Below are 13,046 nucleotides of genomic sequence, written 5' to 3'. Positions count from 1 at the left end.
CCTTGGGGATACCCGCATCAATGCTGGACTGGCACAGGAACGAACATGCGCTATACTCTTGGTCTCGCGACAATGGACAACAGCGCGGCAGCCCTGTTCGGTGATGGAAAGCTCATCGCCGCTGTCGAGAACGAGCGGCTGAGCCGGGTCAAGAACGACGGCAGCTTCCCGCATCTGGCCATTTCGGAAGTGCTTGATATCGCCGGCATAAGCCTGTCGGATCTGGATGCCGTCGCGGTCTATTGGCAGCCCTGGCGCATGGGCACGCGGATGAGCGGCAGCCTGCGGAAAATCACCGGCAGCGCCCGCGCCCGGCGCGCCATCGCCAGCCGCATCCGCGACATGTTCGCCCCGGCCCAGACGCAGGACGGGGGCCGCAACGGCTCTTGGGGCGATCTGTTCCGGCTTCGCCGCATCCTGACCGCCGAACATGGCCCGACCGAGGCCAGGTTGCATTACATCGACCACCACCTGTCGCACCAGCTTTACGCGGAAGCGATGCGCGACTGGCCCGATTGCGTCTCGCTGTCCTATGACGGCGGCGGGGAAGCACATTCCACGGTGCTTTCGGTCCTGACTAAGGGTGAACGCAAGGTGCTGAGCCGGCATCGCTGGCCAAATTCCCTGGGACATTTCTATTCGACCTTCACCGGCTTTCTGGGGTTCCGGATGCTTGAGGGCGAATACAAGATGATGGGGCTGGCGCCATATGGCACGCCGATATGGTCGAAGGTTATCCTTGACGAGATATTGCGTCTGCAGCCCGGCGGCAGCTACGATCTGGACACGAAGGTTTGTGATTATCACGCCGCGCTGGAAGGTCATTTTCATCCCCGCCTGGCCGAGTTGTTCGGCCCGCCCCGCCAACCCGACGAAGCGCCGAGCCAGGCCCATATCGACCTCGCCGCCAGCGTCCAGGCAGCTTTCGAGGCCGCCTTGCAGCATGTGCTGCAACCGGCCCGCGACGCTTATCCGCAGCTTCGCCGGCTGGTGCTCTCGGGCGGTTGCGCGCTGAACGTGACCGCAAACGGTCAACTTTTGAAAGCCGGCACCTTTGACGAGATCATTATCCCGCCCGCGCCGCACGATGCCGGCTGTGCCATCGGTGCGGCACTGGCGGCGCTGCAAGTCCCGGCGGATCGCCAGACGGTGCGCAGCCCCTATCTCGGTCGGGCTTTCGATGCGGATACCATCGCCACAGCCCTTGCCGCACGCTGCCACAGCGTTCCGCCCGCCCTGCCCGAGGCCGAGTTGATCCATCGCACTGCCGCCATGCTGTCAGAGGGCAAGCTGATCGCCTGGTTCCAGGGTCGTGCCGAGTTCGGGCCAAGGGCGCTCGGCGCGCGCTCGTTCCTTGCCGATCCGCGTCGCGACGAAATCCGCGATGCCCTGAACGACAAGATCAAGAAGCGGGAACTGTTTCGCCCCTTCGCGCCCTCGACCACGGCAGAGGCGGCCAGCGAGTTTTTCCAGATCGGGCAGGATAGCCCCTATATGAATATCGTCGCCAAGGTCCGGGGCGACCGGGTGCCGGCGATTACCCATGTCGACGGCACGGCGCGGGTCCATACGGTCTCAGCCGATGCGCATCGACGCTATCACGCGCTTATCGCCCGTTTTGGCGAGATCACCGGCATCCCGGTGCTGCTGAACACGTCCTTCAACATTCAGGAGCCCATCGTCTATTCACCCGAACACGCGCTGGCAACCTTCGCCGCATCGGGTGTCGATGCCCTGGTGATCGGGGATCATATCGTCGAAAGGGGCGATCTTTCATGAGCCTGCATCTCAGCATCGACTTCGAGGATGTTGCCCATGACCAGAAGCGGGATCTCGGGTTGTGGGAAACCGGGCCGCTGCGCCTTGATGCGCTCTGGCACAGCTATGAACAGATCGACGGCTTTCTGGCCAGGCATGGCGGGCCGCGGGGGCGCCACGCGACTTTCTTCTGCACGGGCATCCTTGCCAGTCAGGCGCCGGACCTGATCGCACGCATCGCTGCGGACGGGCACGAAGTCTGCTGCCACTACTACTTCCATGACGAGATGGACCACCAGCAGATCGGCACCGTCCGCGACATGCTCAAGCGAGCCCGCGACATATTGCAGGATGCCTCGGGCCAGCCAGTCCGGGGCTTTCGGGCACCGAAGTTCCGCATCGACAGGCAGGGTGCAGAACAATATCGCGCCGTCGAGGAGGTGTTTCGCTATGACAGCTCTTTCCCGACCGGCAACCTGAACGACGTCGAAGCGTGGCGCCGCTTGTGCGGATTGGAAACACTGCAGATTCTGCCGATCTTCACCGGCAGGATCGCGGGACGGCGGCTCAGGCTGGGTGGCAGCTATCTGAAACTGTTCCCGGGATGGGTCGGTCGCAGCCTGTTGACCCAGGCCGAGGCGGCTGGCTTCGCCCCGCATGTTTACCTGCACCCCTACGAATTCGTCTCGGGCGGCGCATTCCGCCTGAGCGCCGCCGATTTGCGCCCCCTCGGCCTGCGCAAATCGCTGCTAAGGCGACTGCGCCAACATCAATGGCACACGATCGGCAATCGCGGCCTGCCTGCCAAGCTCGCCGGGCTGGTGCCCGCCGGGGGTCTGGCTGGCCGGCTGTGCGACGGGCCGGCGAAGGTCGCTTGCGGCTGACGGCCAAGTCGAACCGGAAATCCGGCTTTCTGCCCCGCCGGCGGATGAACAGGGGCAGCGAAGAACCGTCAGCAGAACCTCCACCAGACAGCAGGCCTTCTGCCTCCTGCGGTCGGGCTCCGCTGGCCGATCTACTTAAATTTTTATTTTATTAACAGATTCTTAACCTTCGAATGGTTGTATCATGGGGCTGTCGCTCGGCACCTGCCGGGTTGCCCACGCCGTAGAGAATTCCAGTGCAGGAGTCGCGCAGATGTTTGTGCTGCAGGATCGCAAGCACCCTTCCGAAGGCTGCGTCGTCGGTCGACTTCTTGTCGCGTGAACGCCATGGCCGACCGCGAGCCGCAATCAGGAGAATCTTAACGAGTTTGTGGTTGGTTCTCTCAAGCACCCGGCTCAGTGGGGGGCAACGCCAGGGTGGTCGCAGCGTGATGAAGACTACGGGGCAAGAAATCTGTGCGGCTGTGCAGAACGCCGAAGACAAAGACGAAGGGATGGCATTGACCAAGAATAGCTCGAACAGGTCCGTTCATCAGGGGGCTTCTGCTTACCGCAAGGAGAATCGCAAGCAAGATCGGCCTGACAGACCTGCCAGAAATGCCTGCCGCAGCCGATCCCGGTGGATCGCGATGATGCTCGCATGCGGATTGATCGCGATGCCCGGCGGGTCGGCGCTTGCGCAGGCCATTGCTGCGAATGCCGGCAAACTGCAACGGCAAGCCGATACGCTGGAGCCGTTGCCCCCTTCGCCACAGAACGCGAATACCGGCTCCGTCGTGCTGCCGGGGATTTCTGTCGATATGGTCGCGGACATTCCAGACGATCCCAAAGCCCCGACGCTATATCTGTCGGAGTGGCAGTTCAGGGGTAATCGTCTGTTCGATACGCCAAAGCTTCGCGGCGTGCTGGCAGAGGTTACCGGCCGCGCGGTTAGCCTTCCACAGATCAACCGCGCCGCTCGCATGATCGAGGCTTACTACGCCGAAAACGGCTATGTCGCCCGCGTCATTGTGCCGCCGCAGGAAGTTGTGGGCGGCCGCGTCCTGCTTGAGGTGCAGGAGGCGCGATATGCCGGCCTTGCCTTTGAGGGAACGCCGCCGACGCGGGTTCGGCCCGAAATCATCCAGCGGGTGTTTGACGGCAATGTCCCGCCGGGCACGCCGCTGCGCCCGGAAGCGCTGGACAAGCCGCTACTGATCGCGAATGGGCATTATGGCGTCAGGCTCAGCGGCGCGCTTGCACCGGGGCAGGCACCGAATGACACGGTGCTGCTGCTGACTGCGGTGGACGAGAAACCGTGGACTGCGGACCTGTCGCTCGACAATTTCGGTTCCCGTTCGGTCGGCGAAGCAAGGGCCAGCGCCCAGCTTGGTCTTTACAGCCCGCTGCGCCGCGGCGACCTGTTGCTCGCACGCCTGACCGCGACCGAGGGTAGTCCGGACGTTCAGCTTCGCTATTCGGTCCCTGTGGGGGTACGGGGTGCCAGTGTCTGGGCCGACCTGGGCTATCTGGATTACGAGGTGACAGAGAAGGACCTGGTCGAGCTTGACCCCAACGGTCGTAGCCTGACCCGCAACATCGGCGCGATAATTCCGCTGGTGCTCAGTCGGCAACGCAACATCAACCTGACGCTGTCGGCCGGGCGCGACGATCTGACGAACAAGGTGCGCAGCGATACGGTCTCGGACTATCACGTCACCCGCGCCAGCATCGGGCTGGACGGCTTCTGGCAAGATGACCTTCACGGCGGAGGCACGACCCGCGCGGCGCTGAGCTTTACACATGGCAAGACCAAGGGCACGGACGCCGGTAGCTTCATCGAAGACAACTTCGGCATCTGGCGCCTCAATCTGAGTCGAGAGCAATATGTCAATGACCGGACACTGGTTTCGGCCCACCTCTCGGCGCAAAAGGGGCCAGAAGGCCTCGACGATGTTGAGGAGTTTTTCCTTGGCGGCCGCAATGGCGTACGCGCCTATCCGATCGGAGAGGGCGACGGTCCCTCTGGCGCTGTCCTGAACCTTGAACTGAAATACCAGATCAATCGGGATTGGGCAGTTTCCGGCTTCTACGATCACGGATGGATCGCAGACCGCACCACCCTCGGAGAACCCGACAGCTATCAACTGAAAGGGGTCGGCGCGACGGTGTCCTGGTCCAGCCCCAAAGGCTGGGCGGCTGATCTGACACTCGCGCGGCGGCTCGGGCAGAACCCGAATGCCATCGAAGATACCCGCAACCCGTCACGCAACGGCGACGATCAGGACGGCAGCCATCGCAAGATCCGCGCCTGGCTCGCACTGCGAAGAACGTTCTGATGGCTGACAATGAGCCTGCATCGCGCTTCCCGCCTGATCCTGGCTTCCCAATGCGTCACCGCCATCAACCCCATGCTGCAACCACCGCCCCGACCGAGAGCCAAGTAGAGACGCAATCAACCAAGGCGACGATGATGAACAAGTATTTTCGTGTGATCTGGAGCATGACGCAGAGCTGCATGATCGTGGTGCCTGAGTTGGTCCGCACAGGTTCCCGCCGATCCGGCCCTCGGCAAAGGCGGCATCTGAACGCAGCCTGCAAGGCAGCAATGGCGCTGCTGGTCGCCGCAATGCTGGAGGCCGGACTGACTGGACAGGTTCATGCTGAACCGGCGCGCCTTGCTTTGCCGCAGAACGGTCATGTGGCCGCCGGCAAGGCGCAGATCGGCAAGACCGGCCCAGGAACGCTGGTGGTCGATCAGCACAGCAATCGCGCTGTGATCAACTGGGGCAGTTTCGATATCGGCCGCGATGCCAGCGTCGACTTCCGGCAGCCCTCGGCCAGCAGCATCGCACTGAACCGGGTCCAAGGCGTCAGCGCCTCTCAGATCAATGGCCAGTTGACGGCAAATGGACAGGTCTGGATATCCAACAAGCGCGGTGTCTATTTCGGCAAGGATGCGCGCGTCGATGTGGGTGGGCTGGTGGCCACCACGCATGCCATTTCCGATCAGAGCTTCATGTCCGGCGGCGCGCGCTTCACGCGCGATGGCGCCACGGGCGGCGTTGTGAACGAGGGTCGGCTGACGTCGAACGATCAGGGCTATATCGCCCTGATGGCACCGGAAGTCCGCAACACAGGCGTCATCGTCGCGCGCAAAGGTACGGTGGCCCTGGCTGCGGGCGAGACTGTCGAGTTGGAATTCGACGAAGGCGCCGGACATATGAATGTGAGGGTCGAGGCTGGTCAGATCGAAGCACTCGTCGAAAATGGCCACCTGATCGAAGCCCCGGGCGGGCAGGTCATCATGACGGCGGGTGCGGCCAACGCGATTCGCTCTGGTGTCGTGCGCAACTCGGGGACGGTGAATGCAACAGGCATCAGCCGGTCGAGTGGGCGCATCTTCCTCGGCGGTGGCAAGGTGCGAACCACGGCAAACAGTCGTCTGCGGGCCTCGACCGCATTGCCAGAACGGATCACGCTTGACAGTTCTGCCCAGCCCGTGGCTCGCCCAGAACAGGCACAGATCCATATCGATTCCGGCGCCGCGATACTTGACGGCAGCTTCGATGCAAGCGGGCACCAAGGGGGCACCATCGCTGTTGAGGGCGATCACATCACGCTGACCCCTTCGGCGCGATTGAGCGCCGCTGGACTCGTCGGCGGCGGCGACGTCGTGATCGGAGGTGACTGGCAAGGCGGCGCAAATCCGGAACGCCTGATCTTTGCAGGTTCCGATGCGATGCGCGAAGCAAGAAGCGTGACAATGTCCAAGGGCGCGCGCATTGACGCCTCTGCGATCCTGCGCGGCGACGGCGGTCGCGTTGTGCTTTGGTCGGATACAGGCAATGACGCGTCGGTGACGCGCGTCGGGGGCCATATTACCGCCCGCGGCGGCATGGCAGGCGGCGATGGCGGCGCCATCGAGACCTCGGGACACCGTCTGTTCACCACCGGCGCCAGCGGGTCGGCTGCAGCACCCGCAGGCAAGGCGGGTGAATGGCTGTTCGACCCGACGAATATCACCGTGACCAATGACGCCACGACGGGTGATGGCGTTGCGGGGGCTACCGTCACCTCGGGCGAAATCGCGCGGTTGTTGAACTCCGGGACCAGTGTCACGTTGACCGCCGACCAGACCCTGACATGGAGCGCGGGTGCCAAGGTCAGTGTCCGGCCGCCGTCAGAGGTTTCTCTGAACATGAACAGCAAAGGGCTTGGCTGGTCCAACATCAGCTTCAGCACTGGTTCAAAGGTCGAATCAACCGGCGCACCGCTGAACTTCAACATATCGATGCAGACGCAAAGCGTGGGCCAAGGTGCCGTCGTCGACTTGTCCGGCTTAACCGCAATCACAAATGGTGGTGACTTCACCGTTTCGGATCACGCCTCATATGGGGGCGGCGCAGCCCTATATCTCGGGCCGAACACCACGATCAAGACGGGGGTGGGGCATATCGCGCTTGCCGGGACAACGTACAAAACCAACGGAGCAGAGGACACTGTATATGGCGTTCGGATCAATGGCGCGACGCTGTCCACGACCGATGGCGATATCAGCATCCAGGGAACGTTGAAGGGGAACAATATTGCGGTCGGTTCAGCCTCTCGCGCCGTTGCGGTCAACCCGGGCACGCAAATATCCACCGCCGGCTCTGGAAATATCACGATCACCGGCACGAAGCCCGCCGGCAATGTCAACTCGCTTTACCTGGTCGAAATCACGGGAACCGCCAAGAATACCAGCATAAGTTCAGGCGGCACGCTGGACATCGTCTCCAGTCACAGCGTCGGGGCAAACCGCGCGCTCCTGACCAAAGACGTGACCCTGTCGGCGGCGAGCGACCTGACGATCGACGCTTTGGAACAATCAGATTACAACTGGTCCTACACCATCGAGAATACCGAAATCACAAGCGGCGGCGATGTCATGATCAGTGCCGCCTCGTCCGAGCTTGACATCGAGGGGACGTCCAGGATCACGACGCAGGGCACCGGTGATGTGACAATAAGGACCGACACCTTCACGCGTCCGAACAGTCCCGACACGCTAACGGTCAATACGACGGGACACCTGACCATCGAGCCGTTCAACGCCAGCTATCCGGCCACATTCACGTTCGGCGGCACAATGGCGGGCGGCAATCTTGTCGGGACGAGTTCAGTAAGCGGGCTGGTCTTGAACGATATTGCCAATATGGGTGGTCTCACGCTCGGCAAGGAAGGCAACAATGCCAATATGGCCCTGACAGGAAACCTGTCGCTGCCGGGGACATTCAATGTCTATGGCGGCGCAATCGATATCAACGGCAACCTGACATCGTTCGGCGACGGCGACATTCTGCTGCGCAGCACCAGTGGCGGCAATCAGAAATTCCACCTGAGGTCCGGCAAGAGAATCGTAAAAAGCGGTGGTGCAGGAACGCTGACAATGAAAGGCAATGCCCGGATCTTTCTCGAAGGGGGCATATCGACGACGAATGGCGGGACGCTGAACACCGTGCTGTGGTCGGATTTCGACGGTGACGACGACGATGGCGGTGTCTCGCTGCTGGGCACGGTCGCAACCGGAGGCGGTCATGTCTGGATCGGTGGTTCGGACACTGCGGCTGGTAGCTCGATCTGGAACGGATTGACGGTCGGCAACGGACCCTCGATTGGCACCACCGGGTTCAACAACAATGCAGTTGACCTTTACGGCGATATCACCACCGACGGCGGCGATGTGTTGGTCTGGGCCGGAAACGGCTATAATGGTGCTTACGGGATCTCAACGGATACCGATGGCAGCACGATCAGGACCGGCAGCGGCAACGTCACGCTCATCACCGACCGGATCGCCGGCGCCGGCAGCAATCTTCTGGTCGTGGACAGCACCGGGCACCTGACCATCGCGCCGGATGACGGTGCCTTCGCCGGAACCTTCGACTGGAATCACAACAATAATGATACCTTGACGAATTTCGAAGGGCCGCAACTCAATTGGCTGGGGGTTGCGAATTTCGGCCAGCTGACCGGGCTGACAATCGGTCGTTATGACGGCATGTCAGGCGTCACCATCGACAATAGCAGCAACGTCACTTTCACCGATAGCGCGACGCTGACCGGGCCGATCTCGATCCATGGCGGCAATATCGCCCTCAACAATGCGGTAACTGCAACTGGCGACACCATTTCTGTGACCTCGGACGGAACAGTGACGCAAACTGCGGCGCTGACCGCAAGCGGGCTTTCCCTGAACGGCACCGGCGCATTTACATTGACCCATGCTGGCAACGCCATCGGGACCATTGCAGCCGGCACCCCGTCGGTTCGCGTGGGACGCCTTGCCTTCGTCAATTCCGGCGCGCTCGATATCGACTCTGCCGGAGCGACGAGGGGAATTTCCGCCTCGGGCGATGTCAAGATCGAGACGCTCTCCGGCAACCTGAACATTGCCCAAAGCGTGACCACGACAAGCACGACCGCCAATGCCGTTCTGCTCAATGCGGGCAGAGCTGCGGCCGCAGGCACCGCAACGGGCGGGAACATCACGGTCGCGGATGGCGCGACGGTGACTGCAGGTGGCGGGGGCAGCGTCCGGCTCCTGTCGGGCAGCGTGACCGGCAGCACCGGGCTGACAGGACTGATCGGATCAGGTAGCAGGCGCTTCCGCTACAATTCGGACGAGACGGCGACGAACTATACGACCGCTCTCCCTGCGGGAGAGCCGGGCGCGATCTATCGCGAGGCGGTGATGCTGTCGGGCACCATTGACGACAAAACTGTAACCTATGGCGACGCCACACCAGTCTTCACGATGAGCGGCGGCTCTGGCCCGATGAACGGCGACGACCTGTTCGAGATCCTGTCGCCGCAACTCTCCGGCGCAGCCTTGCTCAGGGTCGGGTCTTACAGCGTTTCAACCGGCGACTTCGAAGGCCTGGGCTACACGCTGGGAAGTATTACCAACGGAACACTGTCCGTGGGACGGAAGGCCCTGACGATCAGCGGGCTGTCCGGACAGGGCAAGGTCTATGACGGCACGGCCACCGCAACTGTTCTGGGCACAGCCGCACTTCAAGCGGCTACGGCGCCAGGCAGCGCCAATGACGGCAAGCCGGTTTCCGGCGACAGTGTCAACCTGACCGGCCAGGCAATTGGCACCTTCAACAGCAAGGATGTGACCACAGCCAATCGCGTTACTTTCAGCGGCCCAAGTCTGACGGGAGGCGACGCCTCGAACTATTCCCTGACTCCCCACGCCGCAGATACCACCTCGCGAATCACACAGCGCCAGCTGACTCTATCCGCATCCAAGACATATGACGGCACGACGTCGCTAGCGGGCAAGGTCAGCATCGGAAACCTGGTCGGTTCGGAAACCCTCACCTACAGCGCGACCGCCAGCAACGCCCATGTCGCAACCGCGGGCAAGTACATCGGCAGCATGACGCTTGCCAATGGGTCGAATGGCGGGCTGGCATCCAACTACCGACTGCCGAGCCTCAATTCGGCCAATGCAGCCGTGACGATAAGCGCCAGGACTCTGGCCGTCAGCCTGACCAATCCCGGCGTCACCAAGGTCTATGACGGCACCACAAATGCCGGCGCAGATTTCGTGCCGACTTACCATATTGCAGGACTGGTGTCGGGCGACACGACCGCCAACCTGAGCGATACCGGTCGCGCTTATAACAGCGCCAATGTCGTCACGGCCCATGAGCTTACCGTATCAGGACTGTCGGTCGAGAAGATCACTGGTAGCAATGGCTCGCAAGCCACAGATTATGTTCTGGATGCGCCCAGCCAATCAATCGCTGCGACGATCACCCCTGCGCTGCTGAAGGTTTACGCGAATAACGATGCGAAATTCGTCGTTCAGGGGGACGCTGCCGGATATGCTGGCGTCAGCTACAGCGGCTTCGTCAATGGCGAGTCGGTGGCCACTGCCGCTGGATTTGTGGCGCCAAGCGTGACGCGCAGCACACGCGGCCCCGACGGGAATACCAGCGGTAGAAACAGCATCGCCGGCACTTACACCGATCAGTTGACCGCCCAGGACGGATCGGCCGATAACTACAGCTTCGCCTATGAGCGCGGCGATTACACGATCCTGCCTTCCGATCGCCTCCTGATACGTGTCACCAATCTCGATACTGTCTATGCCACAACGGCGGCCTATCAACCTGCAAGCGTCGAATATTATGACGGGGTTGGGATCGTTCGCCTCGATGATGGCAGCATCGCGGGGTCCAGCGTAACGGTCGACCCAAATGGCCGCGTCGTGGTCCATGACGGTGCCGGCGGACAGGCAGATTTTCGGCTGGCGCCGTCAGGCGGCACCTATTCGAGTTCTGGCAAGCTGGCCGCAGGTGCCTACCAACTTGCCACGACGGGTACAGTAACGGAAAATAGCGTCAACTTTAGCGACGTGATTACCGTTATTGGCGCCCATCAGGTCAGCGCAAAAGCCGTAACAGCGAGCACCTCGAGCGGCGTGTCCAAGGTCTATGACGGCAACGCTGACATGACGGCAGTCAAACTGCAGCTGGCCGGGCTGGAAAGTGGCGATAAGGTCGTGACCAATGGAATCGGTTCGTATTCGGACCGCTACGCCGGCATGAACAAGAGCTATACGATTTCGGGCCTTACCCTTGGTGGCACCGATGCGCAGAACTACTATCTGAGCGGGGCGAACAGCTTCAGCGGGACAGATGGCACCATCACCCGAAAGGAACTGACGGTAAACTACCAGGCCGAAGACAAGATCTATGACGGCAACCGCAATGCGATCGTCTCCGGCCAGTCATCGGATATCGTCGCTGGCGATCTCATCGGGTTTTCGCAGGCTGCGGCGCTGTTCGCCGACAAGAATGTCGGGAGCGAAAAGAGTGTCACCATCAGCGGCATCTCGTTGACCGGCGCAGACGCAGGCAACTATGCCTTGCGCAACGAAACAGCTGGCACGACCGCCAGCATCGACCGTCTCAATGAAGTGCGCTGGATCGGCGGCCCCTCTGGCGATTGGTTCGATCCGGCGAACTGGGCAGGCGGGGCGGTCCCGGACCTGTCGAATGTCGCCAATGTGATCATCCCGGAGGGGGTCAATGTGACCTTCGGCGGCAATGTGGTGGCCCCCGCCCAAGCGGGTCCAGTCAATGTCGATTCAATTGGCAGCAAAGGATCCTTAACCCAAATTGATGGGGCTCTGAATGTCGGCACAGGCGGCATTGCGCTGACCGGCTTTTCTCAGATGGGCGGCACCACCATGTCATCCGGCGATGTCATCATCGGATATTTCGATCAGTCGGACGGCCGCTTCACCACCGATCGCGGGGCAAGTTTCGTGGTGACCGATGGCTTCAGCCAGTCAAGGGGCGGCTCGGTATCCGTGTCCGGGAATGCTGAGATTACCGACAGTATCGGCGGCACGGTTCTTGGCAACTTGAGCGTAGAAGGCGACCTTTCCGTCTCCAGCACCGATGGCCCTATCCAGCAATCTGGCGGTAGCACGATCAAGATCGACGGCAGTACGACGCTGGCTGCAATGAGGGGCACCGGGCCAGCGGATATCACGCTTGGCGCGACTGGTAATGATTTCGGTGGCATGGTCCAGGCCTCGGGCGCCAATATTACACTGTCCGACATCAACCAGCTTACCCTCGGGCGCGTTCATGCCTCAGGTGCGCTTGGCGCAACCGCCGGCGGTTCCCTCGAACTGGCGGGAGCGGTCTCTGCCGACCGGGTGAAACTATGGAGCAGGGGCGGCGATATTCTCCAGACCGGTGGCAGCCTGACCGTCGCGACGGGGCCCAGCTTTATCAGCGCCAATGGCGTGGTCGATCTGATGCGGCCCGACAATGAGATTGGCGGCAGCCTGTCTATCGACGGCGGTTCCGTATCGATTATGGGTCACACCGACGGCATAGCGTCCGATAAGATCAAGCGCGAGGTCGCGGCTGGGCAAGACACCACACACGGCTTCGCAGAGTTGCTGATCAGCCGTACAATGCCCCAAAAAATCGCTGTGAACGGCGTCATGCCGACCGGCTCAGCAGCGGATGTAAAAGGTGCGGCGCCGTCCGACGCCATTCGGATCGAACTTGTTACTGGCCTCGGTCAAGGGCGGATATCCAAGCTGAGGGTGGCGTTTTCCTCGGAACTTCTCAAGGACAACTCGGAATTCAGCTTCACGCTGCCAGAGGAATTGACCGGGCATGTTGCGCAGGCGAAAGCCCTTACAATAGGTCTTGTCAATGGTGGTCCGTTGCCCGAATGGCTGAAATTCGATCCCGCACGCGGAGCATTCGAACTGAAACAGGTGCCGCCAGACGCGTTTCCCGTCGAAATCATCATTAGCGCCGACGGAAAAGAGATCCAGTTGGAGATGACTCAGGGTTCTGTTGCACATATCCCGTGAAGGATTCATCTTGTGAATCCAGA

Annotated in this window: 4 protein-coding genes; all 4 read left to right on the top strand. The window is 61.5% G+C overall.

Going from position 1 to position 13,046, the window contains the following annotated elements; genetic code table 11:
• Positions 1-45 precede the first annotated feature (45 nt).
• The 4 genes from Q0330_RS04390 (at position 46) to Q0330_RS04375 (ending at position 13,023) form a co-directional block, all read left to right on the top strand.
• Positions 46-1,779: a carbamoyltransferase C-terminal domain-containing protein gene (locus Q0330_RS04390; protein WP_299474991.1), complete on the top strand. Its 1,734-nt coding sequence runs from the start codon at positions 46-48 to the stop codon at positions 1,777-1,779.
• Complete coding sequence (locus tag Q0330_RS04385) at positions 1,776-2,642, top strand: polysaccharide deacetylase family protein (protein WP_299474988.1); 867 nt, start codon at positions 1,776-1,778, stop codon at positions 2,640-2,642. The genes Q0330_RS04390 and Q0330_RS04385 overlap by 4 nt, the downstream gene beginning before the upstream one ends.
• Positions 2,643-3,073: 431 nt before the next feature.
• Complete coding sequence (locus Q0330_RS04380) at positions 3,074-4,960, top strand: ShlB/FhaC/HecB family hemolysin secretion/activation protein (protein ID WP_299475283.1); 1,887 nt, start codon at positions 3,074-3,076, stop codon at positions 4,958-4,960.
• Positions 4,960-13,023 carry a YDG domain-containing protein gene (locus tag Q0330_RS04375; protein ID WP_299474985.1) on the top strand — a complete coding sequence of 2,688 codons (8,064 nt, stop codon included), beginning with the start codon at positions 4,960-4,962 and terminating at the stop codon, positions 13,021-13,023. Before Q0330_RS04380 ends, Q0330_RS04375 begins: the two co-directional genes overlap by 1 nt.
• Positions 13,024-13,046: the final 23 nt, after the last annotated feature.

The organism is uncultured Paracoccus sp., from assembly GCF_937873615.1.
Taxonomy (GTDB): domain Bacteria; phylum Pseudomonadota; class Alphaproteobacteria; order Rhodobacterales; family Rhodobacteraceae; genus Paracoccus.
This window is presented reverse-complemented; position numbering and strand designations above follow the sequence as displayed.